General features: G+C 43.5%; 17 protein-coding genes. 7 read left to right on the top strand and 10 right to left on the bottom strand.

What is annotated here, in order from left to right; genetic code table 11:
* Nucleotides 1-3: 3 nt before the first annotated feature.
* Nucleotides 4-2,424 carry a DNA topoisomerase IV subunit A gene (parC, locus tag FB592_RS19135; protein WP_014479945.1) on the top strand — a complete coding sequence of 807 codons (2,421 nt, stop codon included), beginning with the start codon at nt 4-6 and terminating at the stop codon, nt 2,422-2,424.
* Nucleotides 2,425-2,470: 46 nt separating this feature from the next.
* On the opposite strand, the gene FB592_RS21215 is transcribed toward parC, so the two are convergent.
* Complete coding sequence (locus tag FB592_RS21215; RefSeq protein ID WP_003231548.1) at nt 2,471-2,596, bottom strand: hypothetical protein; 126 nt, start codon at nt 2,594-2,596, stop codon at nt 2,471-2,473.
* 25 nt (nt 2,597-2,621) lie between these two features.
* Entirely contained in the window at nt 2,622-2,975 is a 354-nt protein-coding gene (locus FB592_RS19130; RefSeq protein ID WP_014476950.1) for a hypothetical protein, read from the bottom strand.
* Between the two features lie 509 nt (nt 2,976-3,484).
* Between FB592_RS19130 and FB592_RS19125 the strand changes: the two genes are divergently transcribed.
* The 3 genes from FB592_RS19125 (at nt 3,485) to FB592_RS19115 (ending at nt 7,014) form a co-directional block, all read left to right on the top strand.
* The gene (locus FB592_RS19125; protein WP_021479777.1) at nt 3,485-4,882 is read left to right on the top strand and encodes an alanine/glycine:cation symporter family protein; all 1,398 of its coding nucleotides are present in this window, start codon (nt 3,485-3,487) and stop codon (nt 4,880-4,882) included.
* Between the two features lie 302 nt (nt 4,883-5,184).
* Nucleotides 5,185-6,684, top strand: coding sequence for an endo-1,4-beta-glucanase EglS (gene eglS, locus FB592_RS19120; protein ID WP_021479778.1), 1,500 nt, complete (start codon nt 5,185-5,187; stop codon nt 6,682-6,684).
* 66 nt (nt 6,685-6,750) lie between these two features.
* Nucleotides 6,751-7,014, top strand: a complete 264-nt coding sequence (locus tag FB592_RS19115; RefSeq protein ID WP_003231535.1) for a YnfE family protein — start codon at nt 6,751-6,753, stop codon at nt 7,012-7,014.
* 258 nt (nt 7,015-7,272) lie between these two features.
* Here FB592_RS19115 and xynC read toward each other — a convergent pair whose 3' ends face one another.
* Together xynC and xynD are read right to left on the bottom strand one after the other, a co-directional pair.
* Nucleotides 7,273-8,541: a glucuronoarabinoxylan endo-1,4-beta-xylanase XynC gene (xynC, locus tag FB592_RS19110; RefSeq protein WP_038827855.1), complete on the bottom strand. Its 1,269-nt coding sequence runs from the start codon at nt 8,539-8,541 to the stop codon at nt 7,273-7,275.
* 130 nt (nt 8,542-8,671) lie between these two features.
* A complete protein-coding gene (gene xynD / locus FB592_RS19105; RefSeq protein ID WP_124048703.1) occupies nt 8,672-10,213 on the bottom strand; it encodes an alpha-L-arabinofuranosidase in 1,542 nt (513 codons plus the stop codon).
* A gap of 676 nt (nt 10,214-10,889) precedes the next feature.
* Here xynD and FB592_RS19100 point away from each other — a divergent pair.
* From FB592_RS19100 to uptA, 3 genes are all read left to right on the top strand, one after another.
* Nucleotides 10,890-11,336: a GtrA family protein gene (locus FB592_RS19100; protein ID WP_014479951.1), complete on the top strand. Its 447-nt coding sequence runs from the start codon at nt 10,890-10,892 to the stop codon at nt 11,334-11,336.
* Between the two features lie 6 nt (nt 11,337-11,342).
* Complete coding sequence (galU, locus tag FB592_RS19095; RefSeq protein WP_003245127.1) at nt 11,343-12,236, top strand: UTP--glucose-1-phosphate uridylyltransferase GalU; 894 nt, start codon at nt 11,343-11,345, stop codon at nt 12,234-12,236.
* Between the two features lie 72 nt (nt 12,237-12,308).
* The gene (uptA, locus tag FB592_RS19090) at nt 12,309-12,905 is read left to right on the top strand and encodes an undecaprenyl phosphate transporter UptA (RefSeq protein ID WP_003231529.1); all 597 of its coding nucleotides are present in this window, start codon (nt 12,309-12,311) and stop codon (nt 12,903-12,905) included.
* A gap of 48 nt (nt 12,906-12,953) precedes the next feature.
* Here the strand turns inward: uptA and nrnB are convergent, their stop codons facing one another.
* The 6 genes from nrnB to FB592_RS19060 all read right to left on the bottom strand — a co-directional run bounded on the left by nrnB (nt 12,954) and on the right by FB592_RS19060 (nt 19,155).
* Nucleotides 12,954-14,153: an oligoribonuclease NrnB gene (gene nrnB / locus FB592_RS19085; protein WP_015714023.1), complete on the bottom strand. Its 1,200-nt coding sequence runs from the start codon at nt 14,151-14,153 to the stop codon at nt 12,954-12,956.
* Between the two features lie 168 nt (nt 14,154-14,321).
* Nucleotides 14,322-15,857: an acyl-CoA carboxylase subunit beta gene (locus FB592_RS19080; RefSeq protein WP_072175928.1), complete on the bottom strand. Its 1,536-nt coding sequence runs from the start codon at nt 15,855-15,857 to the stop codon at nt 14,322-14,324.
* A 10-nt stretch (nt 15,858-15,867) separates the two neighbouring features.
* Nucleotides 15,868-16,650, bottom strand: a complete 783-nt coding sequence (locus tag FB592_RS19075; RefSeq protein WP_015251989.1) for an enoyl-CoA hydratase — start codon at nt 16,648-16,650, stop codon at nt 15,868-15,870.
* Nucleotides 16,651-16,670: 20 nt separating this feature from the next.
* Nucleotides 16,671-17,570 carry a hydroxymethylglutaryl-CoA lyase gene (gene ldeG, locus FB592_RS19070; protein WP_141950003.1) on the bottom strand — a complete coding sequence of 300 codons (900 nt, stop codon included), beginning with the start codon at nt 17,568-17,570 and terminating at the stop codon, nt 16,671-16,673.
* 14 nt (nt 17,571-17,584) lie between these two features.
* Nucleotides 17,585-17,806: an acetyl-CoA carboxylase biotin carboxyl carrier protein subunit gene (locus FB592_RS19065; protein WP_021479784.1), complete on the bottom strand. Its 222-nt coding sequence runs from the start codon at nt 17,804-17,806 to the stop codon at nt 17,585-17,587.
* A gap of 14 nt (nt 17,807-17,820) precedes the next feature.
* Nucleotides 17,821-19,155, bottom strand: coding sequence for an acetyl-CoA carboxylase biotin carboxylase subunit (locus FB592_RS19060; RefSeq protein ID WP_038827841.1), 1,335 nt, complete (start codon nt 19,153-19,155; stop codon nt 17,821-17,823).

The following is a 19,155-nucleotide window of genomic DNA, read 5'->3' as shown; positions in this document are numbered from 1 at the left end:
TGATTGTCACAGCCAGAATTATTTCATGATTTACCATTAGAAGAGGTGATCGGCGACCGTTTTGGACGCTACAGTAAATATATTATTCAAGACAGGGCGCTGCCCGATGCGAGAGACGGATTAAAGCCGGTACAGCGCAGAATTCTGTATGCAATGCATACAGATGGAAATACGTTTGATAAAAACTTCAGAAAAGCGGCCAAAACGGTCGGTAACGTCATCGGTAACTATCATCCGCACGGTGACAGCTCGGTTTATGAAGCAATGGTGCGGATGAGCCAGGATTGGAAAGTTCGTAATGTGTTAATCGAAATGCATGGAAACAATGGAAGCATCGACGGAGATCCCCCGGCAGCCATGCGTTATACAGAGGCACGATTATCTCCGATAGCATCTGAACTTCTTCGGGATATTGACAAAAACACGGTTGAATTTGTGCCGAACTTCGATGATACAAGCAAGGAGCCTGTCGTACTCCCGGCGATGTTTCCTAACCTATTGGTCAACGGATCTACCGGTATTTCAGCAGGATACGCGACCGACATTCCCCCTCATCATCTGGGAGAAGTCATTGATGCTGTCATTAAGCGTATTCAAATGCCATCTTGCTCTGTTGATGAACTCATGGAAGTCATTAAAGGGCCTGATTTTCCGACAGGCGGTATTATTCAGGGCGTTGACGGGATAAGAAAAGCTTACGAAACCGGAAAAGGAAAAATCATTATCCGCGGAAAGGCTGAAATTGAAACAATCAGAGGCGGACGAGAACAAATTGTCATTACTGAAATTCCATTTGAAGTAAATAAAGCAAACCTTGTAAAAAAAATGGACGAGTTCCGTATTGATAAAAAGGTTGAAGGCATCTCAGAGGTTCGTGATGAAACGGATCGAACAGGGCTGAGAGTTGTCATTGAACTGAAAAAAGAAGCTGATGCCAAAGGCATTTTGAATTTCTTATATAAAAATACTGATTTGCAGATCACATATAACTTCAATATGGTGGCTATCCATAACCGCCGTCCGATGCTGATGAGCCTGCCGTCTATTTTGGATGCATATATCGGACACCAAAAGGAAGTTGTCACAAACCGGTCCGTTTACGAGCTTCAAAAAGCAAAAGACAGACATCATATCGTAGAAGGGCTCATGAAAGCTTTGTCTATTTTGGATGAAGTGATTGCAACAATCCGTTCTTCTAGCGATAAACGTGACGCTAAAAACAATTTGATCGCCAAATATGAATTTACAGAGCCTCAGGCTGAAGCCATCGTGTCATTGCAGCTATATCGTTTAACCAATACCGATATCACAGCGCTTAAGGAAGAGGCAGAAGAGCTCGGTAAAAAAATTGAAGAGCTCGAATCTATTCTGAGCAATGATAAAAAACTGCTAAAAGTGATTACAAACAGCTTAAAAGCATTGAAAAAGAAATATGCAGATACGAGACGCTCCGTGATTGAAGAAAAAATTGAAGAAATTAAAATCAATCTCGAAGTCATGGTTGCATCTGAGGATGTATATGTAACCGTTACGAAGGATGGTTACCTAAAACGGACGAGCCAGCGCTCATTTGCCGCTTCCAACGGTCAGGACTTCGGAATGAAAGATACGGACAGGATGCTGCATCAGTTTGAAATGAATACGACAGACGTGCTGCTGCTCTTTACGAACAAAGGAAGCTACATCTATTGTCCTGTTCACCAGCTGCCTGATATCAGATGGAAGGACATGGGCCAGCATTTTTCAAATCTGATCACTATTGACCGTGATGAAACGATTGTAAAGGCCATACCGATAAAAGAATTTGATCCGTCGGCATATCTTCTATTCTTTACGAAAAACGGGATGGTGAAAAAGACAGAGCTCACCCATTATAAAGCACAGCGTTATTCTAAGGCGCTTGTGGCCTTAAATCTGAAGGGTGAAGATGAACTGATTGATGTACATGTAACAAATGGGGAAAGCCAGATCTTTATGGCCACTCACTTAGGGTACGGCCTATGGTTTGGAGAAGACGAAGTGAATGTAGTTGGCGCGCGTGCGGCAGGTGTCAAAGGGATTAACTTAAAAGAGGATGACTTTGTTGTCTCCGGTGAGATCCTTCAACAATCTGATTCAATTGTCTTGTTCACACAGCGGGGAGCGGTAAAACGCATGAGTCTTTCTGAGTTCGAGAAGACATCCCGCGCAAAACGCGGTGTCGTAATGCTAAGGGAACTGAAAAAGAATCCACACCGAGTTGTAGCACTGTTCGCTTGCGGTCTTGAACAGCGACTAATGGCAGAAACAGAAAAAGGCGACAGAAAAGAACTGCAGGCAAAAGAGTTGCGGACAAACGACAGATACAGCAATGGCTCTTTCTTTTTTGATGAAGAGGAATCAGGTAAGGTTACAGCTGTTTGGCGCCTTCATACAGAACAATAATAAAAAACCCGCTCATACTATATGAGCGGGTTTCGTTTGTTTTTTATCAGCTTTCATGGTTGGTGAATAGATCTGTTACCGCATGAATGACTTCAATTCCCTGCCATACAAATAAATTTAGCGCTGTGAAAGAGAATAAGCCTAAAATCACCATTCTTAAGATAAACAACATGTTAAACAGCCTCCTCATATTTTCGTTACATAATCGGGTGATGTTGAACATGAAGTTTGCCGAAATAAGACGATTGATAAAATTTGGCTAGTATAAAGCTTTTTTTCCGCTGACGTCTGCGGGAGTATCCCGTACTTTTGCTTTCAGCGGTCAACAGCAGAACAGCCATTGCCCATAAAGCGGTCAGTGTAAATGCCCCTGTGATGGATTTCTTCTCATCATCAGCATTTTGGCCGGCTTTCATCTCATGCATTTCCTGCTGGTCGGCTACGGCTTTATAATGATGACCGATATCAAAGGCGTGGGGAATTGAGAGCAAATGAAAACTGGCAATCGCCAAGAATAAGATGGATGCTTTCAATATCGTTACTTTTTTCAAATGATCTCCCCCTCCTTTAATATTACTGAATATTTTTATAATAATACCCCAATCCATCCTAAAAGTAAACCTGATTTATTAAATTTAAAAATAAATTTCACTTTGTTAAGTATATATCTTTTTACTTATCTTTGAAAGAGAAACATTCTTTTTTTAGTGTATGTATACCCGATTTATGTTGTGAATAAAAGCATATTTTAGATGATATGTTTGTTGTTTAGGGTTTATTACTTTATTTAAGAGCTAAATCATAGGGAAGGCAAGAGAATGGGAAGAAATCATTACATTGTTAATAGGGCACTCTTAATTAAATGCCAGCTTGCAAGGAATGTTTTTATTCGTAGGAAAATAATAGAGAAGGGATCAACAGAGTAACATCTGGCTATGACAATATTCTTCTCGAAAAAACTTCCTAATTCGTCATATTGTGATATAATAAAACTCGTTATGTTAAAAAATCTAACATCAAAATCGAATTCGTATTGAATTGATGAAAACGGGAGGTAAATATGGAGTCTTTTTTCAATAGTTTGATTAATATTCCAAGTGATTTCATCTGGAAATACCTATTTTATATTTTAATAGGGCTTGGATTATTTTTTACCATACGTTTTGGTTTTATCCAATTCCGTTATTTTATTGAAATGTTCAGAATAGTAGGGGAGAAGCCGGAAGGAAATAAAGGTGTTTCATCTATGCAGGCATTCTTTATTTCGGCCGCATCCCGAGTCGGCACAGGGAATTTGACTGGTGTAGCCTTAGCAATTGCGACAGGCGGACCAGGCGCTGTATTTTGGATGTGGGTAGTGGCTGCAGTAGGTATGGCTTCAAGCTTTGTTGAGAGTACGTTAGCGCAGCTTTATAAGGTGAGAGACGGGGAGGATTTCCGCGGAGGGCCGGCCTACTATATTCAAAAGGGTCTTGGTGCCAGATGGCTTGGCATCGTTTTTGCAATCTTAATTACCGTCTCATTCGGCTTGATTTTTAACGCTGTTCAAACAAATACAATTGCTGGAGCATTGGATGGTGCATTCCATGTGAATAAAATAGTTGTAGCCATAGTTCTGGCGGTTTTAACTGCGTTTATCATTTTCGGCGGTTTAAAACGTGTTGTCGCTGTTTCACAGCTAATTGTGCCGGTTATGGCAGGCATTTATATTCTTATCGCTTTATTTGTTGTCATCACGAATATTACGGCTTTCCCTGGCGTTATCGCTACAATTGTTAAAAATGCTTTAGGTTTTGAACAAGTCGTCGGCGGCGGAATAGGCGGCATCATCGTTATCGGTGCGCAGCGCGGACTGTTTTCAAACGAAGCAGGAATGGGGAGCGCACCAAACGCGGCTGCGACGGCTCATGTATCCCATCCGGCAAAGCAAGGCTTTATTCAAACATTAGGTGTATTTTTCGATACATTTATCATATGTACGTCCACAGCATTTATTATTTTGCTGTACAGTGTAACACCAAAAGGCGACGGCATCCAAGTAACACAGGCTGCTCTTAACCATCATATTGGAGGCTGGGCGCCGACTTTCATCGCAGTCGCAATGTTCTTGTTTGCATTCAGTTCAGTTGTCGGCAACTATTATTATGGCGAGACAAACATTGAATTTATTAAAACAAGCAAAACATGGCTGAACATTTACCGTATCGCTGTAATTGCTATGGTTGTGTATGGATCTTTATCAGGCTTCCAAATCGTTTGGGATATGGCGGACCTCTTTATGGGTATCATGGCGCTGATCAACTTAATTGTGATTACGCTGCTGTCAAACGTTGCTTACAAAGTGTATAAAGATTACGCGAAACAGCGTAAGCAAGGACTTGATCCTGTGTTTAAAGCGAAAAACATCCCAGGGCTGAAAAACGCTGAAACATGGGAAGATGAGAAACAAGAAGCATAATATAAATATAAAACAAAGCTGCATTCAATAGTTGAATGCAGCTTTTTCATTATTGGAAATAAATTTAATTTTTCGACTCGAATGAAAAATGACGTGTAAAGTCCCAATTCAGTCCAGTTTTCTTTGTTCTATATGTGTCATGTGTGTCTTATTCAATGGAGATAGAGTAAATTGACAGGCTTTTAAACCTCCCAAAAACAAGAAATTAGGTTGATAGACAATCATGAGAAAGATTTTTACAATGAGTTCGTGCTCATAAGAAGTGGAGAGCCAAAATGATGCGAAGGAGGAAAAGATCAGATATGAAACGGTCAATCTCGATTTTTATTACGTGTTTATTGATTACGTTATTGACAATGGGCGGCATGCTGGCTTCGCCGGCATCAGCAGCAGGGACAAAAACGCCAGTAGCCAAGAATGGCCAGCTTAGCATAAAAGGTACACAGCTCGTTAACCGAGACGGTAAAGCGGTACAGCTGAAGGGGATCAGTTCACACGGATTGCAATGGTATGGAGAATATGTCAATAAAGACAGCTTAAAATGGCTGAGGGACGATTGGGGTATAACCGTTTTCCGTGCAGCGATGTATACGGCAGATGGCGGTTATATTGACAACCCGTCCGTGAAAAATAAAGTAAAAGAAGCGGTTGAAGCGGCAAAAGAGCTTGGGATATATGTCATCATTGACTGGCATATCTTAAATGACGGTAACCCAAACCAAAATAAAGAGAAGGCAAAAGAATTCTTCAAGGAAATGTCAAGTCTTTACGGAAACACGCCAAACGTCATTTATGAAATTGCAAACGAACCAAACGGTGATGTGAACTGGAAGCGTGATATTAAACCCTATGCGGAAGAAGTGATTTCCGTTATCCGCAAAAATGATCCAGACAACATCATCATTGTCGGAACCGGTACATGGAGCCAGGATGTGAATGATGCAGCCGATGACCAGCTAAAAGATGCAAACGTTATGTACGCACTTCATTTTTATGCCGGCACACACGGCCAGTTTTTACGGGATAAAGCAAACTATGCACTCAGCAAAGGAGCGCCTATTTTTGTGACAGAATGGGGGACAAGTGATGCTTCCGGAAATGGTGGTGTATTCCTTGATCAATCGCGGGAATGGCTGAAATATCTCGATAGCAAGACCATTAGCTGGGTGAACTGGAATCTTTCTGATAAGCAGGAATCATCCTCAGCTTTAAAGTCGGGGGCATCTAAAACAGGCGGCTGGCAGTTGTCAGATTTATCTGCTTCAGGAACATTCGTTAGAGAAAACATTCTCGGCACCAAAGATTCGACGAAGGACATTCCTGAAACGCCAGCAAAAGATAAACCCACACAGGAAAACGGTATTTCTGTACAATACAGAGCAGGGGATGGGAGTATGAACAGCAACCAAATCCGTCCGCAGCTTCAAATAAAAAATAACGGCAATACCACGGTTGATTTAAAAGATGTCACTGCCCGTTACTGGTATAAAGCGAAAAACAAAGGCCAAAACTTTGACTGTGACTACGCGCAGATTGGATGCGGCAATGTGACACACAAGTTTGTGACGTTGCATAAACCAAAGCAAGGTGCAGATACCTATCTGGAACTTGGGTTTAAAAACGGAACGCTGGCACCGGGAGCAAGCACAGGGAATATTCAGCTCCGTCTTCACAATGATGACTGGAGCAATTATGCACAAAGCGGCGATTATTCCTTTTTCAAATCAAATACGTTTAAAACAACGAAAAAAATCACATTATATGATCAAGGAAAACTGATTTGGGGAACAGAACCAAATTAGTTAAGCTTTTTTTGGCGGACATCAGTAACGATGTCCGTTTTTATCATCTAATAGGAGGTTTGCGTTGTGGATGAAATACTGAAACAGTATATGGTGCTGTACAAAAAAATGAGTAATATGATAAATGGTCCGGACTATCCAGGTAAGGAAAAAGACATCCAGCATCAAAAAGATCAGATCGAAGTTTACGAAAAACAGCTGCAGCAAGGATTTTCTACAGATTATGACTATGATGTGTTTGCTGATTCTGTTATCAAATGCGCATATGGCGATATGACGCTGGAGGATTTAGAAGCAGTTTATTATGGATTGACAACGCCATTTTTTTGATTTGTCATTCAGCAGAAAAATTTTAATTTCTGTCTCACTAACTTAAGTATACTTTGATATTGAGACAGAAATTTATTTATTTTGTTTGCTTCCTAGAATATATATTATGTAAACTAGAAAAGATGAAGATTAAAGCTTTGCTGTTTTTATGTACATCCTTTCTTCTTCCTGTAATTCAGCAACAAAATAAAAAAGCGATTTCCCAATCGGAAAATCGCCAATTCAGACACTCTATTATTTATGTGTGTCTTTGTGCTCTTAACGATTTACAACAAATGTTGTTACGCTTTGAGCTGGAAGATGGGCCCAAAAATGATTGCCTGATACAGTGAGATTCGTTCCAGGTTGTAGATTGCTGCTGCTGCTCGTGATCCATCTAGATACGTTTGAAGCAGATCCATTCTGCAAAACAAAGTTTTGGTTGACTCCTGTGTTGCTTTTATTGATGGCAACAATAACGACCTTGTTGTCACCTTTATAGGCTGACACGTAAACGTTCGCATTAGGGTTTTTCGTTGCATCAATCCTTACATAGCCGGGACGCACAAACTTTGAGAAATGAGCCATATTGTAGCCGCGTTTGCTGATCGTACCATCTTCTTTCATAGGTCCATATGATCTTCGGATGTACCACCATACATAAGCTTGAAAGTCCCCCTCTACCATCGCATTGTGAATATGCTGTGAAACATCCAATGCCTCAGGCCATCGATCCGCCGAGTTGTTATCACTGTTTGGATAGTATACTTCCGTCATCCAAAGGTCCTTCCCCGCTCCTTTTTGTTTGAAAAGAGGATAAGGGAATTGGCTGACCTGGGTGCCGTACAGGTGAGTTCCGAGAATATCCATATTGGCAAGAGCCTGCGGATCGTTCAAGATCGGGTCCGACAAATTCTTTAAGTATTGAAAAGACTCAGGTGCAATGACGCGGGCATTGATCGAGCCGGCGTTTTCTCTCATAAAGCGAAGTATTTCTTGCGGCGTCCACCACGTCCACTCGTGAGCGTAATCAGGCTCGTTTTGGACCGAAATCGCATAAAGATTCACACCATTATTTTTCATGAAGGTAACAAAATCGTTAAGATGCTGCGCGTATGCGGCGTACTTATCGTATTTCAGCCGCTTAGCTGATGTGTCACCATTCCGATTGAAGGTCTCAACCATATCACTTGGAGGATTCCAGGGAGATGCAAAAACGATTGCCCCATGTTTGACCGCACTCTTGGCAGTCTCCACCTCTTTATACCAATTATTTCGATTTTCATCTACATGAATTCTTAAGATTGAAAATCCTAACTGGTTCTGTCCATTGCCAAAAGCAGTTTCTCTTTGAGCTGCTGTAAGATCCCCAGCCCAAGCCGGATGGTTCATCCCTCCAAAACCGCGAATCACTTGTTTCTCTGCAGATACATTAACTGTTACATCACTGGCTGCCAAAACTTCAGTAGCGCCTGGCCCTAACATGACTGACAGCATAGTGAAACATACTAATAGTACACAAATTGTTTTTTTTATGCGTGGAATCATTTATTCCTCTCCTTCGTCATGTGTCTTTTACGGTATTAAAAAATCTGTATGGCATATCCATAATGGCGGGCTGTTCCGGTGATGGCTCGTACTTCACCCGACTCGTTTTTAAGCGGTCCCATTACGAGTCCTATCTTTGCGTAAACTGCCAGTAATCAAAATTAAACAAGTTTCCTGTACCTGTTCCGGTAAATACAAAGAATACTTTGTGCACACCGGTTGCCCCGCTTACTGCAGTTTCTATTTCTCTCCACGTTTGCGCTCCGCCTGTTGAAGGCACATTCAGAGTTCCAACAAGCTTACCGTCTGCACTATCGAGGCGCACTTCTATTTTCCCGCCTAAAGTGGATGCTACATTTGCTTTAAATGACCTGGCACCGCCCGCTCCGAAGTCTGCATTTCCTACAGCAATCCAGTCTCCATTTTGAATGCTTGTTACATGCTGATTATTTACTGGCCCGCCGGGTGCTGTGGACTTCTCTGTCAAAATGCGTCCATTCCAAGCAAACGTTTCAGCTTCTACCCGGTTATAAGGATTCAAATTGGAAAGCTGTGTTACACCTGCATAATTTGCTGCTACCTCTTGGATGGATCCATCTGGGTTATGCACCAGCTTATTAATATGGGGAGAACGGTATCCTTTGCCGGCCCCGAACAGAGCGGAACTGACAGTTTGCGCGTGGTACACCACATACCACTCGTTTTTAAAATTGAAAACAGCATGATGGTTGTTTCCGCCACCTCCGAAAAATGCACCCGGATTTTTCAGGAAATGCCCTCTATATGTAAAGGGACCCATGGGATTTGAACTGGTCATGTAGCCGATCTCACCCGGGGGTTTATCGGCCGGGTGCGTGCCGCCGAAATTAATGCAATAGGAGTAATAATATGTTCCGTTATACTTGTGCAATCCCGAATCTTCAAACATGAAAGGCGCATCAATTGTAGATGCACTTCCAACAACACTCGTCATATCAGGCCCCAATTTTATGACTCTAGCCGTTTTAGGATTGGCCCATTGTGCCTGCGTTGGATTTGAACCGCCAGGAACGCCTCCGCCGGCATACAGGTAACCGGTGCCGTCGTCATCTACAAATACTGCCGGATCAAAAAGCCATACAACACCAGATATTCCTGGCGTACTTGGCGTTACGAGCGGTTTTCCGATTGGATCGGTCCATGGACCAATCGGGCTGTCTGCGGTGAGAACCCCGATACCTCCGCCGCTGTTTGCGAAATAAAGGAAGAATTTATCCTTGCCATTGATTTTTTTTACTGCGATTGACGGTGCCCATGACGCCCCTGCCCATTTTGCTATCCCACGGCCACCATTAGCTCCATTGGCACCTGCTACCGGAATGGCTCCGTGGTCTGTCCAGTTCACCATATCCGCTGAAGAAATGACGAATACTTTATTCAAATTGGCAAATGAATTATCTTTAATCGTTCCGTTGCTATTATATTCATAGTCATCACTTGACATATAAATATAGACTCTCCCGTTATAGGTCAGCGCAATCGGATCTGCGCCCAAATGATGGTCGATAAGCGGGTTTGAATTCCCTACATGTTTTGCAATTGTACTACTGGTGGCAGCATACGCAGACTTTCCAGATAAACAGCTCAATAGTAAAGCAAAAACAAATAAACATACGCTACACTTTTTCCTCATCACTTAACAGCCTCCTTTTTCCTTAAAATGAAGGGTTCTTTTGAAATTTGTTAACAACAGGTCATGAAGACTGCACCACTTGTTTCTTCAAGATCAATCTAGAAAAGTTCCCCCATTCCTAGCGGTCATTGTCCAGAAAATAAAATGGCGAATTGTTCAAGTCCCCTATAACGCTTGAGCAGGTATGTATATTTATTCAAAAAAATCCCTTTATCTAACATCCTACCTTATTAAAAAAATAGTGTATAGAATACTTTTGGAGGAATTCGTGTTCGATTCTACAAAGGAACTGGATACATTTATTCATTGTTTAGATGGGGCTACATATACGGCTGTTACCGACTCTTCTTCGCTTAGACTGTTCCCTCGATTATTGACATAATAGACATCATCTCTGCTGATAGGGAATCAAGGCTTAAAACCACTCAATCTATTGAAGTATTGTTCTCTTCTTTGCAAGACCTTTCGTTATCATTTCGCCCTCTTCCCCTGCGAAATATGTCATATTTTTTCATCTTTTTGTAATGAGCGTTTTCGAAAAATCAGCCGTTCATGCCGCTGCTTTTTAAAGAGTATAAAAACTATTGAGCGGTATACCCGCTTTTTTCATGTTTTGTTCATATTTTATTAATTGTTTATTCAACACTGTCCGCTATAGTAATCCATATCAACAAATATGACTGCCACTCGCATCTTTTATGAAGGGAGGTCCGTTACGCTGAAAGAAAAAATAAAGACCTTAGGCCGTTTTTGCACCGTAGGCGTCGGCAATACGCTGATAGATTTTGGTGTCTTCTTTCTTCTTACCGCTTGTCATGTCTCTTATCTGCCGGCGCAGATCTGCTCCTATACTGCAGGTATCGTCAACAGCTATGTGTGGAACCGGAATTGGACGTTTTGTGTGAAACGTAAGGCTGACGGGAAAGAGATCGTGCGTTTTCTCATGATTAATATTGCCGCGTCGGGGATCACCTTTTTGCTGCTTTATTTGTTTCAAAATTGCGGCTGCTCGCTTTTGGTGAGTAAGCTCGCCGCCACTATCGGCGGAATGATGATGAATTTTATCGGAAACCGAATCTGGGTATTTGGAGATTCACTGAAAAACATACAGGATCAGGAGTGAGGATGAATGAGAAAAAAAGTGAGAAAAGCAGTTATTCCCGCAGCGGGTTTAGGAACGAGATTTCTGCCGGCGACAAAGGCGCAGCCTAAAGAAATGCTCCCAATCGTCGACAAACCAGCAATCCAATATATTGTAGAAGAGGCCGCAGAGTCAGGAATTGAAGATATACTGATTATTACAGGGAGAAACAAACGCTCGATTGAAGATCATTTTGATCGGTCGGCGGAATTGGAATTCAATCTCCGGGAAAAAGGCAAGACGGAGACACTTAAGGAAATGCAGCAGATTGCCGATTTGGCCAACATTCATTACATCCGCCAGAAAGAACCGCTCGGATTAGGCCATGCGGTGCTGTGTGCGGAGCATTTTATCGGAGATGAGCCTTTTGCTGTTCTCTTAGGTGATGATATTATGGTGTCTGAAACACCGGCTCTTCGGCAATTAATGGATGTATATGACGTTTATGGCACAGAGGTTGTCGGTGTACAGTCAGTTCTCCCTGAGGATGTCAGCAAATATGGTATTATAAATACATCAGGGTCTCAAGGGCATGTATATGAAGTGAACGATTTAGTGGAAAAGCCTTCTCCTGAAGAAGCACCTTCGGAAATCGCAGTAATGGGACGTTATGTGCTGAATTCTTCGATCTTCTCCGTTTTGAAGACAATTGGCAGAGGCGCGGGCAACGAAATTCAGCTGACAGATGCGCTTCGTGAGGTTTGCCGTAAGGAGCCGATCCATGCCCGGTTGCTGGAAGGAAATCGATATGACATTGGCGATAAGCTGGGCTGTTTTAAAGCGAGCACCGAAATCGGCTTAATGCGTCCCGAAATGAGATCTCAGCTTTTGGCCTATTTAGAAGATGTGATCAAACGGGAAACGAAAGAAATGCTGCGGTAAAAAAATTGTAACCATCTTGCTCGTCAATCAGTCATATAATAGTGAAAAAGATTAGGACAGGTTGTGAAGAATGTGGGCAGTTTGATAAGCGAAATTTTAACATGGCTGACGAACATGGGATATGCGGGTATTGCGATTGGGTTAATGATTGAAATCATTCCGAGTGAGATTGTATTAGCTTATGGCGGCTATATGGTATCGGAGGGCACGATTGGATTTATTGGCGCAATTATTGCGGGTGTTATCGGGGGCACCATTGCCCAGATCTTTATTTACTGGATCGGCCGCTATGGCGGCAGGCCATTTCTGGACAAATACGGGAAGTATTTATTGATTAAAAAGCATCATATCGACATGTCGGAAAACTGGTTTCAGAAATACGGCGCCGGAGTTGTCTTCTCGGCTCGTTTTATACCGGTTGTCAGACATGCCATATCCATTCCGGCAGGTATTGCCAGAATGCCTTTTCTCAAATTTGTGGTACTGACTGTGCTTGCTATCATTCCATGGTCTATTCTGTTTGTTTATTTAGGCATACAGCTAGGAAGCCAGTGGGATGATGTTGAGAATATAGCAGGCACTTATACAACACCGATTATGATATTGGCTGTTGTCGTGATAGCCCTTTATTTTGTGATTAAGAAACGTACAGCCATATTTAAACGATAGCTAGCAGATATGCATAGGGGTGACTGACGCTCCCCTATGCATATTTTTTTACTTCCGATGTTGATTTGCCAGCTTCAGATTCTCCGCTAAAAATGCGACAAACACTTCATCCCGCACGAGCGATGCGGCATAATTTCTCTTAATAAACCATTCTGCCTCTTCAAACGCTGCGAATGTTTCGTCTTGGGTTTCTCCGTTAATTTGAATATTCCATTCGTTGTCTAAAGGGAAAAGAAAAAATCTCATTTGTGCGCGATTTTCATATAATGATCCATTCGCAGATCCCTTTAGATTATAGATGTTACGGAAGGCATCCGGCCGTACAGGATCAATGCGGAAAGCTTCAGCTACAAACAACTCGTATACTTCATCGGTTATTGAACAGCCGGACGCTTTTGCATGCCCTCCGCCGCCATATCGGCCGGCGATTTCTGACACATCGATGTAATCATGAATGGTGCGGAGACTGACTCGTTTTGACCCCATGCTCAAAATCGCAATGTAATCGAGGTGCGGGTTATCTTTCCCTAGCCTGTTCCCCAGCTCTGAATGGTACGATTCAGCGTGAACGATGCCTACACAGTGTTCGTGAACAAAGGTTTGTACCATTTCCCTTTTCTTTCTGCGGAGGTAGCGCTCGATTTTTTCGTCTTCTAAATCAAGCAGTTTTTCTTCAAAATCATCGAAGAAAAATTCGTCATGCGTGGAAAGGCGCTGGATCATTTTTGCTTCAAATTCATCGATTGACAGCAAAAAGAAAAGATCATTAAGCCGCTTCGCCTGTTTTTGATCGTACCGCTCCCACTCCCATGTATCGTATTGGCGGACGAGCTCTGTGAATTGATCTAAGGCATTTGTCGGTTTCATGAAGCCATTTTCAACGAGATAGCCATATAAAAGCGATGTCGCGGATGTGAGCCTTCCATCATCGTATTCCACCTGGACAAATCCCCATTCATGCTCATTCAAATGAAGGGCTGTTTTATGATGGTCAATGAGCTTCACTTTGCCCCCTGCATGAACATACTCATTCAATCTCTCTTCGTTTTCTTCATTGACGGCGAGATCGGTGATGAATAACGCGTCCTGTCTGTTGCTCTCCTTCGCTTTTTCTAAAAAGTACTGCACCTGTGCGTTTAAGCCGTTGACAGAGTTATACCGGACCTCTACGTCTTTTCCGAACGCTAATTTTGCTACGATTCCGCACCCTACTCCGTCCAAGTCGTTATGTGAATATAAATGATACATAATGTGGGCCCCTTTTTATGATAAACTGACAATTGCCGCTAGAGGTGCGGCAGCCTTTATTTACTATTCTAAAAAACAAAGCGTTTTATACAAATGTAATTAGTTGACATAATGTTGTTATTGTAAATATATAAAGGAGCGCTTTTTTGCGCTCCTAAGTTCTTGCTTTTACACCGGATAAACCGGATGCTTTCGATTGGTAAATGTCATTTCCTTTGTCATGTATGCCTTGAGCCGTTTGGCCAGCTCATCACGCAGCGAATTGGCTGGGATAACAGCATCAATGATCATTTCTGAAGCCAGACGGTAGATATTGATGTCCTCTTTATATTCTTCCCGTTTGCTGCTGATAAATGCGGCTCTCTCTTCTTCTGGCAGCTCGGCGATTTTTTTAGCGTAGACAGCGTTTACAGCTGCCTCAGGGCCCATGACGGCGATTTGGGCGGTTGGGAGCGCTAGACAGCAATCCGGTTCAAATGCCGGCCCTGCCATTGCATACAACCCAGCCCCGTAAGCTTTTCGGACAATGACAGAGAGTTTTGGAACAGTTGCCTCCGACATCGCAGAAATCATTTTCGCTCCGTGTCTGATAATCCCAGCCTGTTCTACTTTTGTGCCAATCATAAAACCGGGGATATCGGCTAAGAACAGCAATGGGATATGAAAAGCGTCACATAAGGTAATAAACTTAGCCGCTTTGTCTGCTGAATCGTGGAATAAGACGCCTCCTTTTACCTTCGGCTGGTTTGCAACAATGCCGACAGGCTGTCCGTGGATTCGTGCGAGGCCCGTCAATAATTCCGGTGCAAATAAGGCTTTGATCTCAAAAAATGAGTCTTCATCTATGACCCGCTCAATCAGCTCATGCATATCAAAAGGTGCGTTTTGATTTTGCGGAATGACGTCGGCAAGCGGAGTTTTGAAGTGTTTTGGCGGGCGTTTCTCATGAATGGGCGCTTTTTCTTGAAAATTTGCCGGAAAGTAAGACAAATAAGCCCGCGCCAGCTGTATGGCTTCTTCTTCAGTTTCTGCAAGAATATCTCCGCAGCCGGAGATTGAGCAATGCATACGGGCACCACCCATTTCTTCAAGAGACACTTTTTCGCCAATAACCATTTCCGCCATCCTTGGCGAGCCTAAATACATGGAGGCGTTACCGTCTACCATAACGACGATATCACAGAAGGCCGGAATATAAGCGCCACCTGCTGCAGATGGTCCGAAAAGCAGACAGATTTGCGGAATGCGTCCCGATAATTTGACTTGATTGTAAAAAATTCTTCCTGCACCGCGTCTCCCTGGAAAGACATTGATTTGGTCGGTAATTCGGGCGCCTGCCGAATCGACTAAATAAATGAGCGGACAGTTTAATTTTTCGGCGGTTTCTTGAATTCTGATGATTTTTTCAACTGTTTTTGCTCCCCATGACCCCGCTTTCACTGTTGAATCATTCGCCATGACGCAAACGGTTTGGCCGCCGATTTTGCCGATAGCGGTTACAACTCCGTCAGCGGGAAGCCCGTCTGACATACATTCCGCAAAAAAAGCGTCTTCTAGCTCAATGTCATCGTCAAAGAGAAGGGAAAGCCGCTCTCTGACAAAGAGCTTGCCTTTTTCCCGATTGCTTTGATGATACTTTTCCGCTCCGCCTTTTCGAATCCGTTCAGCCCGTTCTGTTCGTTCCTTTTCATAATCCATGAGCATTGCCTCCCTTTTATATTCCCTTGTATACGGCCCGTCTTTTTTCTTGAAAGGCCTGAAGCCCTTCTCTCCTGTCTTTTGTCGGGATGGTTTGTTCATACGCTTTTTGTTCAATCGCAAGGCCTGTAGCGAGATCTGTCTCCAATCCTCTATTGATTGCAAATTTAGCCTGACGGACAGCGATCGGCCCGTTGGCAGAAATGGCTGCGGCCAGTTCCTTTGCTTTTGGCATAAGGTCACAAGGAGCCGTGACATGCTCTACAAGGCCGATTTCTTTTGCTTCGTGTGCGGTCACGCGTCTGCCTGTATAAATGAATTCTTTTGCTTTTCCTCTGCCAATCAGCCGGGGCAGCCTTTGGGTCCCTCCAGCGCCCGGGATAATAGCTAACCCTGTTTCCGGAAGTCCCAGCACAGCTGATTCAGTTGCGATTCGAAGGTCGCATGCCAATGCCAATTCTAGTCCGCCGCCTAATGCGCTTCCATTTATCGCAGCTATGACCGGCTGCGGCAAGGCATCAAGTAAAGCCGCCGTTCTTTGAATGAGAGATACACTTTCCAGAACCTGATCTTCTTTCAGTTTTATCCGTTCCTTTAGGTCTGCCCCTGCACAAAACGCTTTTTCACCGGTGCCTGTGAGGATGACGCAACGGATGTTTGAGTTGAATTCAATTTCCTGAAGAATCATTTGCAGGTTTCTAAGCATTTCCGCTGAAAGAGCATTTGCTGCCTGAGGCCTGTTTAAGGTGATCAACGCAATATGTTCATTTTTAACAGTAAAAAGAATAGAGTCTCCCATTGTATGCGTCCTCCCTTTTATCAAGATGATTTAAACACCTGTAAATTTCTGCTCGGCAGCGGTTTGCCCATTTTTTCTTCTATCCATTTGGCCGCAGATAGCAGTTTTTCTAGCTTTACATTTGTTTTGATATCCATCTGTTCAAGCATGTACACGATATCCTCAGTTGCGGCGTTTCCTGATGAACCTGGCGCATATGGGCATCCCCCAAGCCCGCCTGCCGAGCCGTCGAACACCGTGATGCCCATTTGGAGTGCTGTGACCATGTTGGCCAGAGCGGTTCCTCTCGTATCATGAAAATGCAAGGCAATTTGATTAGCCGGTAATCGTGCCAAAAGAGCTTCAAGTACAGTTTCCACTTGGGCGGGATTAGCCGCTCCAATCGTATCTCCAAGCGAAAGTTCAGAAATCCCAAATTCAAATAGAGCTTCTGAAAGGCGAATGACTTGTTCAATGGGGACATCTTTTTCGTACGGACAGCCGAAAACAGTCGAGAGGTAGGCTCTTGTTGTGAGGTTTGCTTTTTGTGCGTCGTTGTTTACTTGTTTGAGTATATGAAGGGATTCAGAAGTGGATTTATTGATGTTTTTTCTGTTGTGCGTCTCGCTGGCGGACATAAAAACGCAAGCCTCGTTAATGCCTCCTTCAAGTGCATTCTCCAGTCCTCTTTGATTCGGGACAAGTGCCGCGTACGTTACCCCTTTTAAACGGTCGATGCCTTTTGCTACGTCGATAGCATCTCGAAGCGCCGGAATCCATTTCGGGTGAACGAAGGATGTGATTTCAATATACGAAAGCCCTGTCCGGGAAAGCTGGTTGATCCAGGTTATTTTATCCTCTGTTGCGATCCATACGGGCTCGTTTTGTAAGCCGTCACGCGGGCCGACTTCTTTGATTGTCACTTTTTTAGGATATGACATGTTCTTCCTCCAAATTATTGAGTGGAATCGCTCAGTTCGAGCAGTACGTCTCCTTCATTTACAAAGTCGCCTTCATTTTTTTTGACTTCTTTTACGATTCCGCTTCTATCTGCAACGATCGGGATTTCCATTTTCATCGATTCCAAAATGGCTACCTCCTGGCCCTTTTCGATTTGGTCGCCGGCTTTGACGTGGACTTTCCACAGGTTTCCTGCCATTTGTATGTTAACCGTCATGACAACTGCCTCCTTTACAGGTGTTGTTTCAAAAAGTCAGTCGTGACATCCCCTCCTTTAAATGCCTTTGTTGCCGCAGCCTGTATGAGAAGCGGAAGATTTGTTTTGATTCCCTCTACACGATAGTCGCGAAGCGCTGTCTCTAGTTTTTCAATTGCTTCTGTTCTGGTTTGGCCTTTGACAATCATCTTAGCGATCATCGGGTCATAAAAAGGGGTAACGGTGCTGTCTTTTGCTACCGCACATTCGTGTCTGACTCCTTTTTGGTCAGGAAGTGAAAACGCAGTGATCGTACCTGGTGACGGGAAGAAGGTCTTGGGATCTTCCGCGTATATTCGAACCTCTATCGCATGCCCGTTCCGTTGGATGTCTTTTTGGGAGAATGTGAGTGTATGGCCCGCAGCAATCCGCAGCTGCTGCTCAACTAAGTCCAGGCCTGTTATTTCTTCAGTCACGGGGTGTTCAACTTGCAGTCTCGTATTCATTTCGAGGAAATAAAAATTTTGCTTCTGGTCAACTATGAATTCGATGGTGCCTGCGTTCGTATAGCCGATTGCCTTTGCTGCTTTTACCGCTGTTTGCCCAATCTTCATTCTTAGTTCATCGTCTACAAATGGAGACGGTGCTTCTTCAATGACTTTTTGGTGGCGCCTCTGAACAGAGCAATCACGTTCAAACAGATGTACTGTATGGCCGTGTTGATCGGCCAAAAGCTGAACCTCGATGTGACGCGCATGTTCAATAACTTTTTCTATATACATCGACCCGTCACCGAAAAAATCTGCTGCGCGCTTTTTGTTTCCCTCGTACGCTTTTTTTAATGCTTCTTCATTTTCAACACGCTGCATTCCGATGCCCCCTCCGCCCGCTGAAGCTTTCAGCATGACAGGATAGCCGATTTGACCTGCGGTGCGGCAGGCTGCCTCTATATCTCCGAGGGATTCAGAAACGCCCGGCACCACAGGGACACCTGCAGCCTCCATTGCTTTTCGCGCTTCAATTTTGCTGCCCATCTTTGCGATGATATCAGGGGAAGGTCCGATAAACACGATGTTTTCTTGCTTGCAGCGTTCAGCGAATCGGCTGTTTTCTGATAACAATCCATATCCAGGGTGGATCGCGTCGGCATTTGCTTTTTTCGCCGTCTTTATGATTCTCTCTATATTTAAATAACTTTCACTGACTCTCGATTCCCCGATCAAATAAGCCTCTGTAGCGGCTTTTGTATGGAGCGCGTCCTTGTCGGCTTCTGAATAAACCGCAACCGTTTTAATGCCGAGACGGCTGCATGTTCGGATAATTCTCATTGCAATTTCTCCGCGGTTGGCGATCAGTACTTTTGTAAACAT

It is taken from the genome of Bacillus sp. SJZ110 (assembly GCF_006715455.1).
In the GTDB taxonomy this organism is placed as follows: domain Bacteria; phylum Bacillota; class Bacilli; order Bacillales; family Bacillaceae; genus Bacillus; species Bacillus subtilis.
Note: the sequence above shows the minus strand (reverse complement) of the source record. Positions and strands in the feature narration are given on the sequence as shown.

What these genes read in the sequence shown, in the direction of transcription:
- FB592_RS21215 (WP_003231548.1), bottom strand. Translation starts at nt 2,596, where the DNA reads ATGTTGTTTATCTTAAGAATGGTGATTTTAGGCTTATTCTCTTTCACA.
- FB592_RS19125 (WP_021479777.1), top strand. Translation starts at nt 3,485, where the DNA reads ATGGAGTCTTTTTTCAATAGTTTGATTAATATTCCAAGTGATTTCATC.
- eglS (WP_021479778.1), top strand. Translation starts at nt 5,185, where the DNA reads ATGAAACGGTCAATCTCGATTTTTATTACGTGTTTATTGATTACGTTA.
- xynC (WP_038827855.1), bottom strand. Translation starts at nt 8,541, where the DNA reads ATGATTCCACGCATAAAAAAAACAATTTGTGTACTATTAGTATGTTTC.
- xynD (WP_124048703.1), bottom strand. Translation starts at nt 10,213, where the DNA reads ATGAGGAAAAAGTGTAGCGTATGTTTATTTGTTTTTGCTTTACTATTG.
- FB592_RS19100 (WP_014479951.1), top strand. Translation starts at nt 10,890, where the DNA reads ATGACTGCCACTCGCATCTTTTATGAAGGGAGGTCCGTTACGCTGAAA.
- galU (WP_003245127.1), top strand. Translation starts at nt 11,343, where the DNA reads ATGAGAAAAAAAGTGAGAAAAGCAGTTATTCCCGCAGCGGGTTTAGGA.
- nrnB (WP_015714023.1), bottom strand. Translation starts at nt 14,153, where the DNA reads ATGTATCATTTATATTCACATAACGACTTGGACGGAGTAGGGTGCGGA.
- FB592_RS19080 (WP_072175928.1), bottom strand. Translation starts at nt 15,857, where the DNA reads ATGCTCATGGATTATGAAAAGGAACGAACAGAACGGGCTGAACGGATT.
- FB592_RS19075 (WP_015251989.1), bottom strand. Translation starts at nt 16,650, where the DNA reads ATGGGAGACTCTATTCTTTTTACTGTTAAAAATGAACATATTGCGTTG.
- ldeG (WP_141950003.1), bottom strand. Translation starts at nt 17,570, where the DNA reads ATGTCATATCCTAAAAAAGTGACAATCAAAGAAGTCGGCCCGCGTGAC.
- FB592_RS19065 (WP_021479784.1), bottom strand. Translation starts at nt 17,806, where the DNA reads ATGACGGTTAACATACAAATGGCAGGAAACCTGTGGAAAGTCCACGTC.
- FB592_RS19060 (WP_038827841.1), bottom strand. Translation starts at nt 19,155, where the DNA reads ATGTTTACAAAAGTACTGATCGCCAACCGCGGAGAAATTGCAATGAGA.